The following is a 20,375-nucleotide window of genomic DNA, read 5'->3' as shown; positions in this document are numbered from 1 at the left end:
GGTTCCGCGCCCACCCAGAGTCGACAACGACCGACCCGGCGCCCGATGAGCCACGGGACCGCGGCGGCGGGAAGTAGAAAAGGACAACGAGTGGTGCAGAAGACAGGTTCATCCGTTGATCTGGCCTGGTTGCTGGACGACCTGGTCAAGCGGGTCGCCGAGACCCAGCACGCGATCGTGCTCTCCGCCGACGGGCTGCTCATGGCGGCGTCCCGCGACTTCGGCCAGGACGACGCCGAGCACCTGTCGGCCGTGGCGGCCGGGATCCAGAGCCTGGCCCGCGGGGCCGGCGAGCGGTTCGGCGGTGGCACGGTCCGGCAGACCATCATCGAGATGCAGTCGGCGTTCCTCCTGGTGACCGTGGCGGGCAAGGGCGCCTGCCTGGCGGTGCTGGCCACCGAGGACGCCGACGTCGGTCTGATCGCCTACGAGATGGCCATGCTCGTGACCAGCGTCGGTCATCACCTGACCTCGCCGTCCCGGACGGCGGCGTCCACCAACGGCACGAGCTGAGGTCATGAACTCACCCGAGGATCGCAACGAGGAACGCTGGCTCGACGAGCACGCCGGGCCGATGGTCCGCCCGTACGTGATGACGAGCGGTCGCATCCAGCCCATCCGCGGCAAGTTCGACCTCATCACGCTCGTCGAGGCCACCCAGCCCGCCCCGACCTCCGAGCCGGGGCTCGGCCCCGAGCATCTGGCCATCCTGCGGCTCTGCCAGGACATCATGTCCGTGGCCGAGCTGACCGGGCATCTCGACCTGCCGGCAGGCACCGTCCGGGTCCTGCTCGGCGACCTGCTCGACAAGGGTTACGTGGCCGTCCAGGAACCCGATTCAGAGGCCGACATGGCCGACATCAGGATGTACGAGGCGGTGATCGATGGACTCCGGGCGCTCTAGACGAGGCCGCCGGATGCCCACGGCGATCAAGATTCTGATCGCCGGCGGCTTCGGGGTCGGCAAGACCACCATGGTCGGCACCGTCTCGGAGACCAAACCGCTGCGCACCGAAGAGGTCCTCACCGACCAGGGCGTGGGCGTCGACGACATCTCCGGGGTGGAGGCCAAGAACACCACCACCGTGGCGATGGACTTCGGCCGCATCACGATGGGTGAGGAGTTCGTCCTCTACCTGTTCGGCACGCCCGGTCAGGAGCGGTTCTGGTTCGTCTGGGACGAGGTGGCGCTCGGCGCGCTGGGCGCGGTGGTCCTCGCCGACACCCGCCGGCTGGCCGACTGCTTCCCCTCGGTGGACTACTTCGAGCGGCGCGGCACCCCGTTCATCGTGGCGGTCAACTGCTTCGAGGGGGCCCGCCAGTACGAGCTGGACGAGGTGAAGCTCGCGCTGAACCTGCCGCCGAACGTGCCGGTGATGCTGTGCGACGCCCGGGACCGGGAGTCGTGCAAGGACGTCCTGATCAAGCTCGTCCGGCACGCCATGGGCATGCGGGGCACCCGGCCGAAGGAGCCCTCGCCCACGTAACCGGGCCGGGGCGCTAGGTTCGGAAGCCGTGACCACTTCTCCAGGTTCTTCAGGTTCTCCTGGTTCACCCGACGAGTACCGGCAGGCCCGCTTCCAGCCGCCCGCGGGTGCCACCGAACTGCTGCTGATCCGGCACGGCGAGTCGGAGCCGGCCCGGCCTGACCGGCCGTTCCCGCTGGTCGACGGGCACGGCGATCCGGAACTGGCGCCTGGCGGGCGCGAGCAGGCCGAGCGGGTGGCGCTCCGGCTGGGCGGCGAGCACGTGGACGCGATCCACGTCACCACGCTGCGCCGTACCGTGCAGACCGCCGCGCCGCTCGCCGCCCGGCTGGGGTTGGAGCCGGTGGTGACGGCCGGGCTGCGCGAGGTCCACCTCGGTGCGTGGGAGGGCGGGCTGTTCCGCCGGATGGTCGCCGAGAACGGCCCGGTGGCGCAGCGGCTGTGGGCCGAGGAGCGGTGGGACGTGATCCCGGGCGCCGAGCCCGCGGAGAAGTTCGCCGCCCGGGTGCGCGCAGCCGTCGACGGGCTGGCCGCCGCCAACCCGGGCCGGCGGCTGGCGGTCTTCACCCACGGCGGGGTGATCGCGCAGGCGCTGGCGCTGGCCGCGCGGTCCCGGCCGTTCGCGTTCCTGGGCTGCGACAACGGCTCGATCTCCCACCTGGTCGTCGTGGGGCCGCAGTGGATCGTCCGCCGCTACAACGACACCGCCCACCTCGACCCGGGCTTCGCCGCCGCGGCCCGGCCCCTGACCTGATGGTTCAGGGGCCGTCCTGGTCAGCTCCCTTGGCTTCCCCGGCCTCCTCGGCCTCCTCCAGTTCGTCGGGGATGACCGGCAGCCGCTGGGTGAGCAGCGCCTGCGAGGTGAGCACCCCGCTGGAGAGCACGATGTTGCGGTGCTGGAGCGCGCCGTTCTCCCGGAGCAGGTCGTCGATCTCGGTCCGCAGCCGGGTCGCCCGGCGCGCCATCCGGCGGTGCACCAGCAGGCCGCCGGCGGAGAGCCCGACGACGAAGGCGGCGAGTGCGGGCTGCCAGGGGATCGCGAGCGCCGCGATCACCAGGGTCATCACGACCACCAGCACGCGCTGGTTGGCCTCTGCCCAGTCCCAGGCGGTGTTGACGCGCTTGGGAATTCTCACTCGGCGCTCCTCTTCGGCTCGGGTCCAGGTCCTGTCACCGTGCCGACAACGTCACGGACCGGAGCGGATGTTCCGGCACCACAGTGTGACGATCGCGGCACCTGATAGGTCGTATCCCGGCAGCCGCGACACGAACATGGCCCGTGCCGACTACGATCTCGCTGGTGTCGGGGAGGTTTCGGCGTGATCCATACCGAGATGGCCGAGATGGAAGATCATGGAGGCGGGCGGACGCTGCCGCCGGAGCTGAGCCGGCTCTTCGCCGACGGCGGCGCCGGGCGGGCGCTGTCGGCCGGACTTCCTCCCGGTGCCCTGGTGTGGCCGGACCCCGGATACCGCCAGCGCCAGCGCGTCCGCCGGCCGGCCTGCTGGCTGACCGACGAGCCGGCGCGGCCCGGGCTCTGGGCCCGGCTGCGGGCCGAGCACCGCGACTCGGGCCTGTGGCCGGTGCTGCTGGACGACTCGACCCAGCCCTGGTCGGCCGGGCAGGTCGCGCCCGAGCCGGTCGGTGAGATCGACGCCTACGACGCCGGGGCCTTCGTGTCCGAGGTGTGGGCCGACTGGGTGTCCGCCCAACCGCACGGCCAGCTCGACGAGATCGACCCCTACGGGCGGCACTGCCCGGGGCTGGCCCCGCCGGGCCGGCTGGTGGAGGACCCCGACCTGGCCGCCGACCGGTACGCCGACCTGCTCGTCCGGCGCGGCACCCCGCTGGGCCTGGTGGCCGCGGGCCGCGGCGCCGACGCGCTGGCCGTGATCGGCTGGCAGGGCGCGCTCAACCACAACCACTGGACCGCCCCGCTGGCCGCGGTGGTGCGCTCCTGGGAGGACCGGTTCGGCGCGCGCGTGGTCGGCCTGGGGTTCAACACGTTGGAGCTGAGCGTGGCCGCTCCCCCGGTCACCTCCCGGCACGCCCTGCACGTGGCGGCCGAGCACTGGACCTTCTGCCCGGAGAACATCGTCCAAGGGCCGGGCACGCTGGTGGAGTACGCCGAGACGATCCGCGGCGCCCGATCCTGGTCCTTCTGGTGGGACTGAACCCCGCCGGCCCGGGACGGGCCGAGCGCTGGCGGGCGGTGCGGGCCGACCTGAACCGGCGGCGGCACGAGCTGGGCCTGGCCGCGGCGGAGCTGTACCCGGGCGTGCCCCGGGTCGAGGGCACCACGCTGCTGCACCGCCCGGAGTGGCTGCCCGCCGCCCCGGTGCCGCTGGCGGACGTCCGGCTCGGCTGGGATGCCCGCCCCGGCCCGCCCGCGGTGACCGGTGCCGGGCCGGAGCTGACGGCCGGGCTGGAGTCGTACTCCGCGGCGCTGGCCGCGCTGGCCCCGTCGGCCGTGTTCGAGAACCGCCCGGCCTACCGGCTGCTCGGCGCCGACCTGGCCGGGGAGCGCGTGCTGCGGTTCGGCCCGGCGCGGTACTTCGACGGGGTGGACGTGGGCGAGGCGCTGGGCCACGAGCTCGCCGCCGGGGGGACGGCGCTGCGCGGGGCGGTCGGCGCCCCGGGGGACCTGTCCCGGCGGCCGGCGCTGCCCGCGATCACCGTCCTGACGGTCCGCGCGGGGGCCGTGCCGGAGTTCGTCCTGCACTGGCGCGACCCGGCGAAGGTGGTACACGCGGGCGGGCTGCACCAGGTGATGCCGGTGGGGGTGTTCCAGCAGGTGGCCGACGAGCGGGCCGACCTGGACCCCTGGCGGTGCATGGTCCGCGAGTACGCGGAGGAGTTCCTGGGCGCGCCCGAGGAGTACGGCCCGAACTTCGACCAGGAGTCCTGGCCGTTCCACCGGCGGCTGACCGAGGCCCGCCGGGCGGGGCTGATCCGGGTGCACTGGCTGGGTCTGGGCGCCGATCCGCTCACGCTGAGCGTCGATCTGCTGGTCGTGGCGGTGTTCGACCCGGAGGTGTTCGACGCCGAGTTCGGCGGGCTGGTGGAGACGAACGACGAGGGCCGGGTGAGCCGGGTCCCGTTCCCGCCGGAGCCGGCGGCGGTCGAGCCGATGCAGCCCGCGGGCGCCGCCGTCCTCGCCCTCGCCCGGCGGCACCGGACGGCGCTGGGGCTCTAGCAGGCCCTTCAAGCCGGTCTGCGTCGACCACGGCCTCGCGGAGCCGGGCCGGTGCTAGGGCTCTAGCAGTCCCTTCAGCTCGTCGAGGGCGTCGTCGAGGTGGTCGATCAGCTCGCCGGGGTCGGGCACCATGTCGCGGCAGGCCACGATGCCGATGTCGAGCCGGCCGTCGTAGGAGAAGACGGTGATGTTGATCCCGCCGGTCAGGTCGCTGACGACCGAGACCGGGTGGTAGGCGAGCACCCGGGCCCCGCACAGGTACAGCGGGAACTGCGGGCCCGGCACGTTCGACACCATCAGGTTGATCGGCCGGACGGACCCGGTGCGCATCGCCAGCCGGACCAGCGGGCCCGACAGCGGGACGGGCGCGAGCTGGCTGAGCGCGTCCAGCCAGCCCCCGCCGGTGACGGCGAACCGGCGCTTGGCCGCGGCCATCCCCTGCCGCATGGCGGTGAACCGCTCGGCCGGGTCGTCCAGGTGGGTGGGCAGCTGGGCGAGCATGACCGAGACCTGGTTCGCGCCGTCCGCCGCGGCGGAGCGCCGCCGCAGCGAGGCGGGCACCGCGGCGACCAGCGGGACGTCGGGCAGCCGGCCGCGCTTGTCCAGCCAGCGCCGCAGCGCCGCGGCGCACAGCGCCATCACCACGTCGTTGACGCTGCCGCCGAGGGCCCCCCGGGCGCGCTTGACCTCCGCCAGCGGGAGCGAGCCGAAGGCGACCGAGCGGCGGCGGCCGACAGGCCCGTTGAACGGGGTCGGCGGCGCGACCAGCCGGGGGCCGGGCGGCAGCGGGTCGCGGCCGAGCGCCTCCTGGAGGGCCCGGGCCACCCGGCGCGCGCCGGGAAGCTGCCCGAGCAGCGGCACCTCGTCGAGGTAGGGGGCGGCCTGGGCCAGTGACCGCGCGGCCGCGACGGGATGGAACACCGAGCGAGTGAGGCCGGCGCTCACCATGGCGGCGGGGCTGGGGGCCGGGACGGGCTCGGCGCCGGCCTCGGGCACCGGGCGGGGTTCGGGCGACAGGTCCAGCAGCGCGGCCAGGATGTCGGCGGCGAGCACCCCGTCGGTGGCGGCGTGGTGGACCTTGGCGTAGACGGCGACCCGGCCGCCCAGCAGGCCCTGGATGATGACGGCCTCCCACAGCGGCCGGGAGCGGTCGAGTTCGCGCTCGTGCAGTAGGGCCACGGTCTCGGCGAGCTGGGCGTCGTCCCCGGGGGCGGGCAGGCCCACCTCGGAGATGTGCCAGGCCGGGTCGAAGTCGGGGTCGTCGGCCCAGTAGGGCCGGTCGAGTCCCAGCGGCACCGAGACGAGCCGCTGGCGTAGCGGTGCTGCCAGCGAGGCGCGCTCGGCGACCAGCCGGGCCAGGTCCGCGCAGGTCAGTCGGTTGCCAGGACGGGTCGTCGGGTCGAGCACCGCGAGCCCGGCGATGTGGGTGAGGGTCCCACCACCCTCGGCATTCAGGAAATTTGCGTCCAAAGCGGTCAACTGGCGCATTATCGGCTACATCCCCAGGGATCGTGGATTCTGCGTGGCCATACACCACGAAGTACGCAGTACCCAGTGGTAGGTCAACGGCTGAAAGCGGAAAGTAACGGCCCTTTAACCTGATGAACAATCGTCCGAAAAACGGCCTCGTAGATCACCAGTAAACACCCCGAACCGGCCCCGGCGCGGCACTAGGCTGAAGCCCCATGACGGGACGTCCGCTGACCGAGATCGTCGAGGCCGGTTGGGCCGCCGCACTGGAGCCGGCCGCCGGCCGCATCGCCGCGATGGGCGAGTTCCTGCGCGCCGAGGTGGCCGCGGGCCGCCGCTACCTCCCCGCCGGCGACAACATCCTGCGCGCCTTCCGGCAGCCGTTCGACCAGGTGCGGGTGCTCATCGTCGGGCAGGACCCCTACCCCACCCCGGGGCACGCGGTGGGGCTGAGCTTCTCGGTGGCGCCGCAGGTGCGGCCGCTGCCCGGCAGCCTGATCAACATCTTCCGTGAGTACTGCGACGACCTCGGCCACCCCGAGCCGAGCACCGGCGACCTCACCCCCTGGACCGAGCAGGGGGTGCTGCTGCTCAACCGGGCGCTGACCGTGGCGCCGCGCAAGCCCGCCTCGCACCGGGGCAAGGGTTGGGAAGAGGTCACCGAGCAGGCGATCCGGGCGCTGGCCGGCCGCGGCCAGCCGCTGGTGGCGATCCTCTGGGGTCGTGACGCGCGCAACCTGCGTCCCCTGCTGGGCGGGGTGCCGTGCATCGAGTCGGCGCACCCGAGCCCGATGTCCGCCGACCGGGGCTTCTTCGGCTCCCGCCCGTTCAGCCGCGCCAACCAGTCGCTGGAGCGGCAGGGTGCCGCGCCGCTCGACTGGAAACTCCCCTGAGCCGTCCGCCCCGGTGACTCGGGGGTAACGAAGAGCGTAGGTTACGGTGCCTCCATGACGGAGTTCGTGTATCCCCCGGTCATCACCGCTGCGAAGACCCTCTTCCGCGTGCTGGGCATGCGGTTCCACGTCGAGGGCGCCGAGCGGATCCCGCAGACCGGCGGTGTCGTGCTGGTGAGCAACCACATCAGCTACCTCGACTTCATCTTCGCCGGGCTCGCCGCCAACCCCTCCGGGCGGCTGGTCCGGTTCATGGCGAAGAAAGAGGTCTTCGACCACCGGATCTCCGGCCCGCTGATGCGCGGGATGCACCACATCCCCGTCGACCGGGAGGCCGGGGCCGCCTCCTACCGGGCGGCCCTGAACGCGCTGAAGGGCGGCGAGGTCATCGGCGTCTTCGCCGAGGCCACCATCAGCCAGTCCTTCACCGTCAAGGACATCAAGAACGGGGCCGCGCGGATGGCCGCCGCGGCCGGCGTCCCGATGGTGCCGATCGCGCTGTGGGGCACCCAGCGGATGTGGACCAAGAACCGGCCCAAGCGGCTGTTCCAGCGCAAGATCCCGATCACGATCCTCGTCGGCGAGCCGATGTACCCCAAGCGCGGCGACGACTTCAACAAGATCAATGAAGAGCTGCGCGCCCAGATGAGCGAGCTGGTGGACCGGGCACAGCGCGAGTACCCCGACACCCCGGCCGAGAACGAGAAGTGGTGGCTGCCCGCGCACCTGGGGGGCACCGCGCCCACCCCGGAGGAGGCCGCCGAGCTCGACCGTAAGGAGCTCGAGGAGCGCGCCGCCCGGCACGCGGCCCGGGAGGCCGAGCGGGCCAAGGGCGAACCGGCCGCGTAATTCGGTGGACGGGCACGTCCCGGGCACCTGATCATCGAAGCCATGTCCACGCCTCCCGAGAAGCTGCGCCTGGTCGAGTCCGCCGACACGGGCTCGTTCGCCATGCCGCCGACGACCCTGGGGCTCAACGACAGCCAGACCGCCACCGACGTGATCGACATGCTGGCGCTGGTGCCGTTCACCTCCGGCGAGCAGCCGTGGGCGCGGTCCACCCGGTTGCAGCGGGTGCGCGGCGAGGCGACGCTCTGCCCGCCCGACGCCCGGCCGGTGCGCTCGTCCGTGGGCGGCGACGGCGCCAGATCCGTCCTGGTCGAAGGGGACGGGTGGACCCTGCTGGCCAAACGCTGGAAAGACGGGAACGCCTACCTTGAGGTCAGCGCGGTCAGCGACGAACTGGCCGAGTCGGTGCTGGCACGCTCCACCGAGAACGCCGTCGAACCGCCCGCCGACACGGACGCCTCACAGGTCGACATGGGCTTCTGGCACCTGGCCCAGCACGGCCCGGCCCGGCGGGAGCGGGTGATCTCCGCCGCCTCCTGGGCGGAGATCCGCGGCAACTACACCGCGCCGGTGGCCGCCCGGCTCGACCGGCTGATGGCGCTGACCCGCGAGGACGTCTCCGGCCGGTTGCTGCTGCTGCACGGCCCGCCCGGCACCGGCAAGACCACCGCGCTGCGGGCGCTGGCCCGCGAGTGGGCGTCATGGTGCCAGGCCGACTGCGTGCTCGACCCCGAGGCGCTGTTCGGCAGCCCGGCCTACCTGATGGAGGTCGCCGTCGGCGGCGACGACAGCGGAGAGAACCGCCGCTGGCGGCTGCTCATCCTGGAGGACTGCGACGAGCTGATCCGCGGCGAGGCCAAGCAGTCCACCGGGCAGGGCCTGTCGCGGCTGCTCAACCTGACCGACGGGATGCTCGGCCAGGGCCGGGACGTGCTCGTGGCGATCACCACCAACGAGGACCTGACCCGGCTGCACCCGGCCGTGGTCCGGCCGGGCCGCTGCCTGGCCCAGGTCGAGGTCGGCCCGCTGACCCGCGCCGAGGCGACCACCTGGCTGGACGGCACCGGCTCCGCCGACGCGGTCGGGCCCGACGGCGCCACGCTGGCCGAACTGGTGGCGCTGCGCCGCGGCGAACCCGCCCCGCAGGACTCCGCCCCGGCGACCGACACCGGCTTCTACCTGTGAGACCCGGCCCGTGGAGTGGGCCACTTTCCCCGATTGGCACTGGTCAGCCGGGGGGCGCCCGGTCGAAGGTGGACGATATGAGCCTGCACCCCGAGACCCGCGCCGTCCACCCGCCCATCCCGCAACCCGCCGCGGGGCGGCCGCTCAGCGTGCCCCTCTACCAGGGGCACCTGTTCGGTTACACCGAAGCCGACACCCTGGCCGAGGCGTTCGACGGACCCGGTGACGCCTACTTCTACAGCCGGATGGGGAACCCGACGGTCCGTGCCCTCGAGGAGGCCGTCGCCGACCTGGAGGGCGGGACCGGCGCGCTGTCCGCCTCCTCCGGGATGGGCGTCATCAGCGCGGTGCTGCTGGGCCTGCTGAGCGCCGGTGACCACTTGGTCATCCAGCACTCCCTGTACGGCGGGACGCACGCGCTGGTCCGCGACCTGGCCGAGCGCCGGGGCGTCGAGGTCACCTACGTCTCCGGCACCGACCCCGGCGAGGTGCGGGCCGCCGTCCGGCCCACCACCCGGATGCTCTACCTGGAGACGATCGCCAACCCCAGCACCCAGGTGGCCGACCTGCCCGCGCTGATCGAGGCGGCCGGCGAGGGCGTGCTGAGCGTGGTCGACAACACCTTCGCCACCCCCCTGCTCTGCCGGCCGCTGGAGTACGGCGCGGACATCTCGCTGCACTCGGCCACCAAGTACATCTGCGGCCACGCGGACGTCCTCGGCGGGGTCGCGGTGTTCGCCGACCCCGGGGTGCACCGCACGGTGTGGAACCAGTTCACCGAGCTGGGCCCGGTCACCGACCCGTTCGCCGCCTGGCTGCTGCTGCGCGGGCTCGCCACGCTGCCGCTGCGGATCGCCCGGCACTGCTCCAACGCGCAGGAACTGGCCGAGCGGCTCGCCGCGCACCCCGCGGTGGAGCGGGTGCACTACCCCGGCCTGCCCGGCCACCCGCAGCACGAGGTGGCCCGGCGGCTACTGCCCGACGGAGCCGGCGGCGTGCTCTCGTTCGAGCTGACCGGCGGCCGGGACGCGGGCCGCGCCTTCATCGAGTCGGTGCGGCTGGCCGCGCTCGCGGTGTCGCTGGGCGACGTGAAGACGCTGGTGATGCACCCCGCCAGCACCTCGCACCGGATGCTCGACGCCGAGGGGCTGGCCGCCGCCGGGATCGGTGCGGGCACCGTCCGGGTCGCGGTGGGCATCGAGCACCCCGGCGACCTGTGGGCCGACTTCGAACAGGCGCTCGCCGCCGCGAAGGAGTGATCGGGCGGCCCCCCGGCCGCCCGACCCCCGGCTCACTCTCCGCGCCCGACCCGCCGGGCCGGGCGGCACCCCCGCCGCCCGCCCCGGTCCCCTCGGATCGGGCACTCCCCTACTGCCCTCGCCGCGCTCACTCAGCTCGGACGGCACCCCCGCCGCCCTCGCCTCGCCGCGCTCCCTCGGCTCGGACACTCCCCCTGCCGCCCGCACCTCGCTCGCTACGCTCGCTCCCTCGGCTCGGGCAGCACCCCCGCCGCCCGCACCTCGCTCACTCGCTACGCTCGCTCCCTCGGCTCGGGCGGTGGTCCGGTGCGCGCCCCCTCGCACCCCGGCACCGGACCACCTCTGTATCGGACGCGGCGCCGGAGCGTGCAATCGGCGCGTACCTTCATCCGACACCCCTATGGTGTCCCCTGACCGATATGCCGGACCATCCGGGAAAACGCGTGTTCGGTCCCTGGTTCGGTGCGCCGCGGCACGCACCCGCCCCCGTACGGCCGCTCTCAGTCCTTCGCGGTGGGGGTGGGCTTGGGCGTGGTGCTGGGCGCGGTGGGCAGATCGGCGGTGAGGTCGCCGTCGCCCTGGCCGGAGGCGCGCTGCTCGGTCACCTTCCAGCCGTCGGACTCCCGCTTGAGGGCCAGGCGCAGCAGCGTGTCGGCACCGTCGTTGGCACCCTCGGGCGTCTGCAACCTGATGTCGACCAGGATGACCGCGGTGGCCAGGTCACCGATGACGTCCCCGACATAGACCTTCTTGATCTTCGAGGACATCACCAGTTGGGGGTTCTTCCCGAAAACGTTGCCCAGGTTGGGGGCGGTGCTCCGGTTGTAGGTGGCGAGGAGGTCGCCGCCCAGCAGCCGCTGGTTGCGGGCTATCTGCTGCCGGTAGTCGACGGCGGTGTAGGAGAACGCGACGTTGCCGTACTCCCCCGCCACCTTGGCCACCGCGGCGCGCTCGTCCTGCTCGGCGGCCAGGGAGCCCGCCGTCCGCCACTGCCAGGCCAGCAGGACGGCCAGGACGACGACCAGCACCGTGACCAGCGCGGCGGTCAGCCTCGGCGAGGCCGCCAGCGCCGCCGGCCGGGACGGGGCGGCGGCCTTCCGGGCCTTAGCCGCCCGGAAGGCCGCCACCGACTCGTCGTCCCCGGCCCCGGCCGGCCGCGGCTCCTCCTCGTCGGCGTCGGGCTCGACCCGCCGGGTCCTCTTCCGGGCAGGCGCCGGCCCGGCGTCCTCTTCGAGCTCGGCGCCCCGGGTCCTCTTCCGGGCAGGCGCCGGCCCGGCGTCCTCTTCGAGCTCGGCGCCCCGGGACCGCTTCCGGGCGGGCGCAGATTCCGCATCCTCTTCGAGCTCGGCGCTCCGGGACCGTTTCCCGGCCGGCGCCGGCTCGGCGTCCTCTTCGAGCTCGGCGCTCCGGGTTCGCTTCCCAGCGGGCGCCGGTTCGGCGTCCTCTTCGAGCTCGGCGCCCCGGGACCGCCGCTTCCCAGCGGGCGCCGGCTCGGCGTCCTCTTCGCGCTCAGCGCTCCGAGCCCGCTTCCGGGCGGGCGCCGGCTCGGCGTCATCCTCGGGTTCGGCGGTCCGGGCCCGCGCGGCCGACCCGTTCTCCCTCGGGCGCCGCCTGGCGGGGGGCTCGTCCTCGTCGGCCTCGTCCAGCGCGGCCAGGACCTCGTCGAGGTCCTCGTCGTCGATGACCTCGATGACCCGGACCCTACGGACCTTCTTCCGGGCCTTCCGCTCCTGCTGCTCCTCCCGTTCCTCCCGCTCGCCGGTGTCCGCGCGGCCGTCGTTCGATGTCACTGCGATGCTCCTCGGGGGGTCGTCGGGTCAGCGCTTCCTGCGCCGGCGGGCCAGGACCGGCGCCGTACCCGCCACAACCTTGATCAACACCAGCAGGGCGATCACCGGGGGCAGGTAGATCAGCCAGGCGGGCGGGCCGCCGGGGGTCCCCTCGGTGGCGGTCTTCCGTGCCCGCTCCGGCCGGTTGACCGCCGGGTCGTGGGTCGGGAAGGTGTCGCCCGGGCGCGCGCCGACGTACGACTTCTGCGCGACCTTGCCCGGGGTGCGGCCACCGGCACAGGTCCGTGGCTTGGGGATCTCCGGCTGCGGCAGCGGGTACTTGTACTCCAGCGTGGCCGGCGTGTTCGCGGTGATCATGAACATCACCCGCAGGGTGTAGTCGCCGTCCTCGCCCCTGGAGATGATGTTGTTGAGCACGTGTCCCAGCTGGGGTGACTGGGTCAGCGTGGCGCGCAGGTTCTCCAGGTAGGCCGGCGCGGCCAGCCTGGGGAAGAAGTCGCCGAGCGCGGCCAGCGAGCAGTCGAGGTCCAGCCGGGTGTCCATGAGCAGGGTGTCGAGCCGGCCGATCAGGCCCGGCCCCTGGTCGCGCAGCGCGGTCAGCTCACCCCGGACGTCGCTGAGCGCGCCGATCAGCGCCGCAAGGTCGTCGACCCCCGCGGCGAGGTCGCCCCGGTTCTCGGCCAGCACGCGGGTGATCCGGCTCAGGTCCTTGGTGAGCCCGTCCAGCAGCTCGCCGTTCTGGGCGAAGGTGGTGGTGAGCTGGTCGGTACCGCCGATGATCTGCCGCAGCGAGTCGGCGCGGCCGTTCCACGCGATGGCCAGCTCGCTGGTCAGCACCCGGACGTCCGCCGGGTCGATCGCCCCGACCGCCTTGTTCACCGCGCCGAACAGGTCGCTGTAGGCGGGCGGCACCGAGGTCCGCTGGATCGGGATCACCGAGCCCGGCTCCATCGGCGGGGCGTTGCCTCGGCCGGGGGCGGGGGTGAGCTCGACGACCGGCTCGCCCACCGCCGACTTGCGGGCGGCGGCGGCGTGCACCCCCTGCGGGATCCTGATCCCGCGGTCGATGTCGAGCACCACCACGACCTTGCCGTTCCGCAGCCGGACGGAGTCGATCTTGCCGACCTTGAGGCCGAGGTAGTCGACCTCGAAGTTGGGGTGCAGGCCGGGCGAGGAGGCGAACTCCACGGTCAGGTGGTACGGGCGCTCGAAGACGTCGAACTTGACCACGTTCTGGAACGCCCAGAACGTCAGCATCCCGCCGAGCGTCAGGAAGACGGTCAGGTTGACCAGGATCCGCCGGTTCACCGGCCACCTCCCAGCGCACCGCCGAGGGTGGGGAACGCGCCCTGCACCCCGGCGGGCAGCCGGGCGGGCGCGGCACCGCCCCCACCGCCGGTGCTCCCGGCCGGGATGATCTTTCCGTCCGCCGTCACGAACTTGAGCACCGCGTACAGCAGCAGCTGCCCGTCGTAGGTGGCCTTGGGCAGTTGCTGCTCGAACGACACCAGGCCGTTGATCAGCCGGGTCAGCCGCTGCCGGTCGCCGGCGAGCTGGGCCAGCACCGGGTCGAGCTGGTTCACCAGGGTCTTGAACCGCTGGACCCGGCCCTCCAGCACCCGGTCGTTGAGCAGTCGCGCCATCCGGGTCAGGTTCTCGACGGTTTTGAGGATCTTGTCCTTGTTCTCGTTGAGCAGCCGGGTGGTGCGCTCCAGCTCGCGGGGGGCCCGGCCCAGCTGGTCCTCGCCCCTGGCCAGCGACCGGCTCAGCTTGGCCATCCGGTCCACCGAGGCGCCGAGTTCGGCCCGCTGGGCGCCGACGATCCGGAGCAGGTCGCTGGACTTGGCGAGCATCGCGTTGAGCTTCTCGCCGTTGCCGTCCAGGGCCGTCGCCCCGGCGTTGACCACGGTGGCGACGTCGTCGCCGGCCAGTGCCTTGAGCAGCGGGCCGGCCTGCCCGACGACCTGCTCGAACTGCGGCTGCACGCTGGTCCGCGTGATCTGCCCGCCGTCGGCGATGAACGGGCCCCGGCTCAGGCTGCCGCCCGGGGGCAGGCTCAGCCGGACGAAGTTCTCGCCCAGCAGGGAGGTCACCGCGACCTCGGCCGAAGTGCCCACCGGCAGCCGGTAGCCGTCCATGAGGGACATGGTGACCTTGGTCTTGTACGTCCTGGTGTCGAGCTCGACCCCGGTGATCGAGCCGATCTTGACGTCCGCGAGCTGGACGCTGTGCCCGCTGACCAGGTTCTGGGAGTCGGCGAAGACGGCGGTGACGGTCATGTCGCCCTGCGGCGCGCCGGTGGTGGGCAGCGAGCACCCCGCCAGTCCCCACGCCGCCGCCACCGCCAGTGCGAGCAGGACGAGACCGGATCCGCGGATCACGAGGCACCTCCGTCGTCCCAGGGACAGTTGGAGTTCGGCTTCGGCAGCGGGCAGCCGATGTCGTCGGTGCCCTCGATGCTCTTCAGCCAGGTGCGCAGGAACGCGTCGGTCGCGAACCGGATGGTCAGCGCCCGGTTCTGGGCGTCGTAACCGTTGATCAGCGCCCCGCCGATGTGCGGCAGCGCCTCCAGCAACTGGCCCAGCGAGCCCACGTTGCCCTGGAGCACCAGGACCGCCCGGGTCAGCACCGCCAGGTCCTGCGGCAGCTGCCCGTCGTACTTCTTGATGATCGCGTCGCCCTTGCGGGCCAGCACCAGGATGTTGCGGACGAGTTCCTGGATCTCGCCCCGCTCGGCGCTCAGCACCCGGCTGACCTCACCGAAGTTCTGGATCATCGTGCCGATCACCTGCTCGCGGCCGCGGACCACGCCCGCCAGCCGTTGCAGGTTCCGGGCGACCTCCAGCAGTTCCTGGTCCTGGCCGGCGATGTTCTCGGTCAGCTGGGCGGCCTGCTGCAGCGCGGCGTTGAACTCCTGGCCGTTGCCCTCGAACGAGTCGGCCGTCCGGCCCAGCGCGGCGTTCACCTTGGTCGGGTCGAGCGCGTCGGCCACCTTGGTGAACGAGCGCAGCGCGTCGTCGGTCTCGACCGGGACGTGGGTGCGCTCCATCGGGATGACGTTGCCCGGCTCCTTGGGAGTGCCGGGCTTCCACGGCGGGTGCAGGACGAGGTTGCGCTCGCCCACCAGGTTCAGCGGCACGATCGAGGCGTGCACCCCCCTGGGCAGCGGGATGTCGCCCTCGATGTGGAAGTCGACCCGGATCCGGTCACCCATGTTCCGCACCCGGTCGACCCGGCCCACATCGGCACCCATGATCTTGACCTTGGACTCGGCGAAGAACGACCGGGCCCGCGGGAAGTAGACGGTCATTTGCCGCTCGTCGGCCGGCTCGATCACCGAGCAGCCGCCGAGCGCGGTGAGGATCGCCAGGCAGCCGGCGAGCATCGGCAGGGCAGGGCGCATCAGGGCCTCCGGGTGGAGTGGGGGCCGGTGGGCTGGAGCGGGCCGAGACCGGTCATCAGCCCCTCGACCCAGGGGCCGTTGCCGCGGACGTTGGCCACCTGCCGGAACGTCGGGCCGAGCAGCGCCAGGTCGGCGTTGAGGGCGTCCATGTTGGGGGCCAGCCGCGCCGTCACCAGGTGCAGATTGTCCAGCAGCCGGTTGAGATCCCGCTCGTGCCGGCCGATGACCTGGCTCAGCGTCCGCACCGTGCGGTTGCCCTGGCCGATGGTGGCGGCCAGTTCGTTGCGGCGCTGCACCAGCGCGCGCAGCAGCACCTGGCTGTTGTCGACGATCGCCTTGAGCTGCCGGTCCTTGGCGGCCAGCGTGCCGGTGATCTTCTTGCTGTTGGCGATCAGCGCCTGGATGTTGGGGTACTCCTCGTTGAGGGCGGTCGACAGCTCCTTGAAGTCCCGCAGCATCCGCGCCAGCCGTTGCCGGTCGGGGGTCTCGATCTTCGCGACCTCGTCGAGCAGCTTGTCGACCGCCCGCTGATCCAGTGTGCCGGTGAGCTCGCTGGCCCCCTCGATCGCGTCGGTGACGGTGAACGGGACGCTGGTGCGCTCCAGCGGGACGCGCCGCCGGTCCGCCGGCAGGTCCGCCATGTACGGCCGGGCCACCGGGCCCGACAGCCGCAGGTACCGGCCGCCCAGCAGGGTGGCGGTCTGGATGTCGGCCCGGGTGCGGGAACCGAGCTGGACGCCGCCGTCGACCTGCCAGGTCATGACGATGTGCCCGCGGGTGAAGTCCGGCTCGACCGACCTGACCCGGCCGACCTTCACCCCGGCCACCCGGACGTCGTCGCCGGGCTTCATGCCGCCGGTCTCGGTGAACACCCCGCTCATCTCGTAACCGCCCTCGAACAGCCTGAGCTGGCCGGCCGCGAAGGCGAACAGGCACCCCACGGTCAGCAGGGAGATCGAGACGACCGCCACCACCCGGCGGTTCATGTCCTGCAGCGATCTGAGCGCCATCAGCCGGCCCCCTGACCCTTGAGGATCTGCTCCAGCCGCTTCAGCTCCTGCTGCGAGGCGCCCGAGCCGTTGTTCCCCGACGGGAACTCCATCTTCCAGGGGCACTCCCCGGGGCTCAGGTTGAGGCAGATCACGTTGGTGCGCAGGAAGTGGCCGCCGTTGGCCGCGGCGAACAGCTGCCGCAGCGCCAGCGGCAGGTTCTGCACCAGCTTCTCCAGCTGGTTGAGGTTGAGCCGGGCCGTGTCGGTGAACTCGGTCAGGTTCCGGATGATCCGGCCGAGCTGGACCTCGTTGCCGCCGAGCACCTGGTTGAGGCTGGTGGTGACCCCGGAGATCTCCAGCACCGCGCTCTGCAGCAGCTCGTCGTTGCGGGCGAACACCTCAGTGAGTTCCTGGAGGTTGTCGATGCTCTGCGCGATCTGCCGGTCCCGCTGTGCCACCGCGTCGCTGACCGTCTTGAAGTCCCTGGTCATCTGGGTGATCGCCGTCTTGCGGGTGGAGAAGGTCTGCAGCAGCCCCTCCAGGTTGCCGATCATCAGGTTGACGTTGCCCGAGTTGCCGTCCAGGGACTGGGCGAAGGCGTTGAGCACCTTGTTGAGCTGCTGGGGGTCGAGGCTGCGGGTCAGCGGCCCGAGGCTGTTGACGACCTCGCTCAGGTCGACCACGGACTGGGTGTGCCGCACCCGGGCGCCGTCCCCGAGCATCGTCTGTTCCCGGCCCGGGATCAGGTAGACCATCCGCTGGCCGGCCATGTTGCGCCAGCGGACCGCGGCGGTCGAGTCGACCGGTACCCGGACCGCCCGGTCGACCTCCATCTCGACCACGGCCCGGCCGCCCGCGACCCCGATCTCGGTGACCTTGCCGACCGGCGCGCCCGACACCTTGACCTGGTCGCCGGTGAGCAGCCCGGTCACGTCGTCGAAGGTGGCGGTCAGGGTGTACCGGTCGGCCAGGCTCGCGCCCAGGATCTGGTTGCCGATGGCCACCGTCAGGAACCCGGTGACCAGGGCGAACGCGAGGAACCGGTAGAGCGCGCCGCGGTCGGGGCCGCGGCTCGCGGTGCCGCGCCGTCGCCTGCCCGCCATCAGCGGCCTCCCGTTCCGGTGGTGATCGGGCCGCAGACGTCCTGGATGATCCGGCAGATGTCGAGCGGCAGGTAGTTGACCGCCTGGGCGATCACCGAACCCTCGGGGCCGGGGATCCGGATCACCGAGGCGAGCCCCTCGAAGAACCCGTTCAGGCTGTCGATCAGCAGCGGTATGTTCCGCCGCTCCTGGTAGACCACGGACACCGTCCGGCCCGCCCCGTCGACGATCTGGCCGATCCGGTACCCGTGCCGGTCGAGGAGGTCGCCCACGGTGGCGCTGAGCCGGCTCGTCCCGTCGAGCAGCTTGGCGAACTGGTCCGGCTTCCCGGCCAGCGCGGGCGAGAGCTCGTTGAGGTCGCGGGCCAGGCCCACGAAGGTGTCGCCGCGGTCCTCGAACGTTCCGGTCAGCAGGTTCACGTCGGACAGCAGCGAACCGATGGCCGCCCGGTTGGCGTGGGTCAGGTCGATCAGCTTGGCGCCGTTGTCGATCGTCCGGCGCAGCGCCGGGCCCTGCCCGTTCAGCCCCGCCGAGAAGGTGTGCATCAGGACGGTGAGGTCGTCGGGGTTGATCGCCCTGGTCAGGTTGTAGGCCGGCCAGGCGATGTCGGACAGTTCCTCGGGGTCCTTGGTCTGAGTGACCTTGGCGCCGTCCGCCAGGTACGGCCCCCGGCCCTCGCCGGCGCCGAGGTCCAGGACCAGGTCCTTGGGCCCGAACACCGAGACGGGTTCGATCTGCGCGATCGTGGTGGACGGCACCCGGACGCCCTCGTCCACCCGGAACCGGACCAGTGCCCGGCCGGCGGAGTCGAGCCGGACGGATTCGACGCCGCCGACCGCGATGCCGCGGATCTTCACGTCCGAGCGCTCGTCCAGCCCCTGGCCGGCCCGGCCGAAGGAGGCCGAGTAGTAGGTCGCGCCCGGGTGCGTGGTGCGGACGCCGGCCACGGTGGCCGCGGCCCCGGCGGCCAGGATCGACAGCCCCGCCGCCGCGTAGATCAGCCGGGACTTCAGGGAAAGGGTCTCGTCGCTCAACCTGTCAACCTCACCGAGCCGCCGTGTCCCCAGAAGATGTAGGAGAGGATCAGGTTCATCACCACGATGGCCACCATGGACTCCCGGATCGCCCGGCCCGCCGCCACGCCCACCCCGACCGGCCCGCCGGCGGCGTAGTAGCCCCGGTAGCAGTGGATGAAGATGATGATGAACGCGAACACCGCCACCTTGATGACGCTGTAGAACACGTCGATCGGCGGCAGGTACAGGTGGAAGTAGTAGTCGTAGATCCCCGGGGACAGCCCGAAGTAGTAGACGGTGATCGTCCGGGTGGCGAAGAAGCTGGCGAACAGCGACAGCAGGTAGAGCGGGATCAGCGCGAGCACCGCCGCGGTGATCCGGGTGCACACCAGGTAGGCCAGCGAGTTGATGCCCATGACCTCCAGCGCGTCGATCTCCTCGGAGATCCGCATCGCGCCGATCTCGGCGGTGAAGGACGAGCCCACCTGGGCGATCAGCGCCACCCCGGCGATGATGGGGGTGACCTCGCGGACGTTGGCGAAGCTGGCCACCAGCCCGGCGAACGCCTCGACGCCGATCCGTTCCAGGCCGGGGTAGCCCTGCATGCCGACGGTGAGCCCGGTGAAGAACGACATCGCGAAGATCACGAACACCATGCCGCCGCCCAGCACCAGGGCGCCGACGCCGATCGTGATGTCGCTCATCTGCTGCACGATCGTCTTGCCGTACTTGCGGCGCAGCGCGATGTCGAAGACCAGGTGGTAGACGACCCGGCCCAGGAAGACGGGCATCCCGGCCGCGCCGGTCAACCGGGTCGCGCGGGTCTGGACGGCCCGGCCGAGCGTCCGCACGGGTGAGGTGGCGACCATCAGAACCTCGGGGGGACGAGAACGTAGTACAGCACCGTGATGACGTAGTTGGCGGCGAACACGAGGATCGAGGTGACCACCGTCGCCTGGTTGACGGCCCGCCCCACCCCGATCGGTCCGAGGGCGCAGTTCATCCCCTTGTAGCAGGCGACCGCCGCGGCGATGAAGCCGAAGATCCACGCCTTGGCCAGGGTGACCGCGAAGTCGGAGAACTGCAGCAGCGAGGTGGCGCCGTCGAAGTAGGCGCCGGGGCTCACGCCCTGCTGGACGACGTTGAAGTAGTAGCCGCCGACCACGCCGGACATGATGATCAGGGAGCAGAGCAGCACGGCGACGGTGCTGGCCGCCCAGAGCCGGGGGGTGACCAGCCGGTGGACGGGGTTGATCCCCATCACCTCCATGGCCGACAGCTCGTCCCGGATGTGCCGGGCTCCCATGTCGGCGGTGATCGCCGACCCGGCGGCCCCGGCGATGAGGAGCGCGGCGGCCAGCGGCGCCACGTCCCGGACCAGTGCGGTGATCACGGCCGCGCCGGTGGCGGACTGGGCGCCGATCTGCCGGGAGATGTCGCCGACCTGGAGTGAGATCGTCGAGCCGAGGGGCAGCGCGATCAGGATCACCGGCAGGGCCGTCACCCGGGCGATGAACCAGCACTGCTCGATGAACTCGCCCCACCAGGTGCGGACGTCCCAGCTGCGGCGCATCCCCTCCAGGAAGGTCACCGCGAGGATGCCCGCCTCGTCGAGCGCGCGCAGGACCCGCTGCCGCAGCAGGTCAGGCGTTCTCGACAGGGTCTGCACCATCAGCGGGGGCTCTCGTCGGGGGCTGGCACAGCGGACATTCCGCCCTCCTTCGTACTGGAG

The 20,375-nt window shown here is 72.3% G+C and carries 21 protein-coding genes; 10 read left to right on the top strand and 11 right to left on the bottom strand.

Annotated features, from left to right (window positions below):
- The first annotated feature begins 93 nt into the window (after positions 1-93).
- Genes DPM19_RS08835 through DPM19_RS08820 form a run of 4 tightly spaced genes read left to right on the top strand, consistent with a single transcriptional unit; the run spans position 94 to position 2,241 of the window.
- Positions 94-513 carry a roadblock/LC7 domain-containing protein gene (locus tag DPM19_RS08835; RefSeq protein ID WP_233510013.1) on the top strand — a complete coding sequence of 140 codons (420 nt, stop codon included), beginning with the start codon at positions 94-96 and terminating at the stop codon, positions 511-513.
- Between the two features lie 4 nt (positions 514-517).
- On the top strand, positions 518-904 hold the full coding sequence (locus DPM19_RS08830) for a DUF742 domain-containing protein (RefSeq protein ID WP_111864610.1): 387 nt from the start codon (positions 518-520) through the stop codon (positions 902-904).
- Positions 885-1,487 (top strand): GTP-binding protein, encoded by a 603-nt coding sequence (locus tag DPM19_RS08825; RefSeq protein ID WP_111864607.1) that lies wholly within the window; start codon positions 885-887, stop codon positions 1,485-1,487. Before DPM19_RS08830 ends, DPM19_RS08825 begins: the two co-directional genes overlap by 20 nt.
- A gap of 28 nt (positions 1,488-1,515) precedes the next feature.
- Entirely contained in the window at positions 1,516-2,241 is a 726-nt protein-coding gene (locus DPM19_RS08820; RefSeq protein ID WP_111864604.1) for a histidine phosphatase family protein, read from the top strand.
- A 4-nt stretch (positions 2,242-2,245) separates the two neighbouring features.
- Here DPM19_RS08820 and DPM19_RS08815 read toward each other — a convergent pair whose 3' ends face one another.
- Positions 2,246-2,623 (bottom strand): hypothetical protein, encoded by a 378-nt coding sequence (locus DPM19_RS08815; protein ID WP_111864601.1) that lies wholly within the window; start codon positions 2,621-2,623, stop codon positions 2,246-2,248.
- A 183-nt stretch (positions 2,624-2,806) separates the two neighbouring features.
- On the opposite strand from DPM19_RS08815, the gene DPM19_RS08810 reads away from it, so the two are divergent.
- Together DPM19_RS08810 and DPM19_RS08805 are read left to right on the top strand one after the other, a co-directional pair.
- Positions 2,807-3,661 (top strand): DUF4253 domain-containing protein, encoded by an 855-nt coding sequence (locus DPM19_RS08810; protein ID WP_233509981.1) that lies wholly within the window; start codon positions 2,807-2,809, stop codon positions 3,659-3,661.
- Entirely contained in the window at positions 3,652-4,683 is a 1,032-nt protein-coding gene (locus DPM19_RS08805; protein WP_199484931.1) for a hypothetical protein, read from the top strand. The genes DPM19_RS08810 and DPM19_RS08805 overlap by 10 nt, the downstream gene beginning before the upstream one ends.
- 54 nt (positions 4,684-4,737) lie before the next feature.
- Here the strand turns inward: DPM19_RS08805 and DPM19_RS08800 are convergent, their stop codons facing one another.
- On the bottom strand, positions 4,738-6,171 hold the full coding sequence (locus DPM19_RS08800) for a WS/DGAT/MGAT family O-acyltransferase (protein ID WP_111864598.1): 1,434 nt from the start codon (positions 6,169-6,171) through the stop codon (positions 4,738-4,740).
- Between the two features lie 197 nt (positions 6,172-6,368).
- On the opposite strand from DPM19_RS08800, the gene DPM19_RS08795 reads away from it, so the two are divergent.
- The 4 genes from DPM19_RS08795 (at position 6,369) to DPM19_RS08780 (ending at position 10,339) form a co-directional block, all read left to right on the top strand.
- The gene (locus tag DPM19_RS08795) at positions 6,369-7,046 is read left to right on the top strand and encodes a uracil-DNA glycosylase (RefSeq protein ID WP_111864595.1); all 678 of its coding nucleotides are present in this window, start codon (positions 6,369-6,371) and stop codon (positions 7,044-7,046) included.
- Positions 7,047-7,100: 54 nt separating this feature from the next.
- A complete protein-coding gene (locus DPM19_RS08790) occupies positions 7,101-7,895 on the top strand; it encodes a lysophospholipid acyltransferase family protein (RefSeq protein WP_111864593.1) in 795 nt (264 codons plus the stop codon).
- 42 nt (positions 7,896-7,937) lie between these two features.
- A complete protein-coding gene (locus tag DPM19_RS08785) occupies positions 7,938-9,080 on the top strand; it encodes a DUF5925 domain-containing protein (RefSeq protein WP_111864590.1) in 1,143 nt (380 codons plus the stop codon).
- A 77-nt stretch (positions 9,081-9,157) separates the two neighbouring features.
- On the top strand, positions 9,158-10,339 hold the full coding sequence (locus DPM19_RS08780; RefSeq protein ID WP_111864587.1) for a trans-sulfuration enzyme family protein: 1,182 nt from the start codon (positions 9,158-9,160) through the stop codon (positions 10,337-10,339).
- A 500-nt stretch (positions 10,340-10,839) separates the two neighbouring features.
- On the opposite strand, the gene DPM19_RS08775 is transcribed toward DPM19_RS08780, so the two are convergent.
- The 9 genes from DPM19_RS08775 to DPM19_RS08735 are packed head-to-tail and all read right to left on the bottom strand — an operon-like array spanning position 10,840 to position 20,315.
- Positions 10,840-12,129, bottom strand: a complete 1,290-nt coding sequence (locus DPM19_RS08775; protein ID WP_111864585.1) for a hypothetical protein — start codon at positions 12,127-12,129, stop codon at positions 10,840-10,842.
- A 27-nt stretch (positions 12,130-12,156) separates the two neighbouring features.
- Complete coding sequence (locus tag DPM19_RS08770) at positions 12,157-13,437, bottom strand: MCE family protein (protein WP_111864582.1); 1,281 nt, start codon at positions 13,435-13,437, stop codon at positions 12,157-12,159.
- Entirely contained in the window at positions 13,434-14,510 is a 1,077-nt protein-coding gene (locus tag DPM19_RS08765) for an MCE family protein (RefSeq protein ID WP_233509980.1), read from the bottom strand. Before DPM19_RS08765 ends, DPM19_RS08770 begins: the two co-directional genes overlap by 4 nt.
- Complete coding sequence (locus DPM19_RS08760; RefSeq protein ID WP_111864580.1) at positions 14,507-15,532, bottom strand: MCE family protein; 1,026 nt, start codon at positions 15,530-15,532, stop codon at positions 14,507-14,509. Before DPM19_RS08760 ends, DPM19_RS08765 begins: the two co-directional genes overlap by 4 nt.
- A complete protein-coding gene (locus DPM19_RS08755; RefSeq protein WP_111864577.1) occupies positions 15,532-16,542 on the bottom strand; it encodes an MCE family protein in 1,011 nt (336 codons plus the stop codon). Before DPM19_RS08755 ends, DPM19_RS08760 begins: the two co-directional genes overlap by 1 nt.
- Positions 16,542-17,627: an MCE family protein gene (locus DPM19_RS08750; protein ID WP_111864575.1), complete on the bottom strand. Its 1,086-nt coding sequence runs from the start codon at positions 17,625-17,627 to the stop codon at positions 16,542-16,544. Before DPM19_RS08750 ends, DPM19_RS08755 begins: the two co-directional genes overlap by 1 nt.
- Entirely contained in the window at positions 17,627-18,661 is a 1,035-nt protein-coding gene (locus tag DPM19_RS08745; protein ID WP_111864572.1) for an MCE family protein, read from the bottom strand. Before DPM19_RS08745 ends, DPM19_RS08750 begins: the two co-directional genes overlap by 1 nt.
- Positions 18,658-19,512, bottom strand: coding sequence for an MlaE family ABC transporter permease (locus DPM19_RS08740; protein WP_111864569.1), 855 nt, complete (start codon positions 19,510-19,512; stop codon positions 18,658-18,660). The genes DPM19_RS08745 and DPM19_RS08740 overlap by 4 nt, the downstream gene beginning before the upstream one ends.
- Positions 19,512-20,315, bottom strand: coding sequence for an MlaE family ABC transporter permease (locus DPM19_RS08735; protein WP_111864566.1), 804 nt, complete (start codon positions 20,313-20,315; stop codon positions 19,512-19,514). The genes DPM19_RS08740 and DPM19_RS08735 overlap by 1 nt, the downstream gene beginning before the upstream one ends.
- Positions 20,316-20,375: the final 60 nt, after the last annotated feature.

Source organism: Actinomadura craniellae, from assembly GCF_003289645.1.
Taxonomy (GTDB): domain Bacteria; phylum Actinomycetota; class Actinomycetes; order Streptosporangiales; family Streptosporangiaceae; genus Actinomadura_D; species Actinomadura_D craniellae.
This window is presented reverse-complemented; position numbering and strand designations above follow the sequence as displayed.

Bases quoted from the DNA above. Each gene is read 5' to 3' on its own strand.
- DPM19_RS08830 (WP_111864610.1), top strand. From the start codon at position 518: ATGAACTCACCCGAGGATCGCAACGAGGAACGCTGGCTCGACGAGCAC.
- DPM19_RS08825 (WP_111864607.1), top strand. From the start codon at position 885: ATGGACTCCGGGCGCTCTAGACGAGGCCGCCGGATGCCCACGGCGATC.
- DPM19_RS08800 (WP_111864598.1), bottom strand. From the start codon at position 6,171: ATGCGCCAGTTGACCGCTTTGGACGCAAATTTCCTGAATGCCGAGGGT.
- DPM19_RS08795 (WP_111864595.1), top strand. From the start codon at position 6,369: ATGACGGGACGTCCGCTGACCGAGATCGTCGAGGCCGGTTGGGCCGCC.
- DPM19_RS08790 (WP_111864593.1), top strand. From the start codon at position 7,101: ATGACGGAGTTCGTGTATCCCCCGGTCATCACCGCTGCGAAGACCCTC.
- DPM19_RS08785 (WP_111864590.1), top strand. From the start codon at position 7,938: ATGTCCACGCCTCCCGAGAAGCTGCGCCTGGTCGAGTCCGCCGACACG.
- DPM19_RS08780 (WP_111864587.1), top strand. From the start codon at position 9,158: ATGAGCCTGCACCCCGAGACCCGCGCCGTCCACCCGCCCATCCCGCAA.
- DPM19_RS08760 (WP_111864580.1), bottom strand. From the start codon at position 15,532: ATGCGCCCTGCCCTGCCGATGCTCGCCGGCTGCCTGGCGATCCTCACC.
- DPM19_RS08755 (WP_111864577.1), bottom strand. From the start codon at position 16,542: ATGGCGCTCAGATCGCTGCAGGACATGAACCGCCGGGTGGTGGCGGTC.
- DPM19_RS08750 (WP_111864575.1), bottom strand. From the start codon at position 17,627: ATGGCGGGCAGGCGACGGCGCGGCACCGCGAGCCGCGGCCCCGACCGC.
- DPM19_RS08740 (WP_111864569.1), bottom strand. From the start codon at position 19,512: ATGGTCGCCACCTCACCCGTGCGGACGCTCGGCCGGGCCGTCCAGACC.
- DPM19_RS08735 (WP_111864566.1), bottom strand. From the start codon at position 20,315: ATGGTGCAGACCCTGTCGAGAACGCCTGACCTGCTGCGGCAGCGGGTC.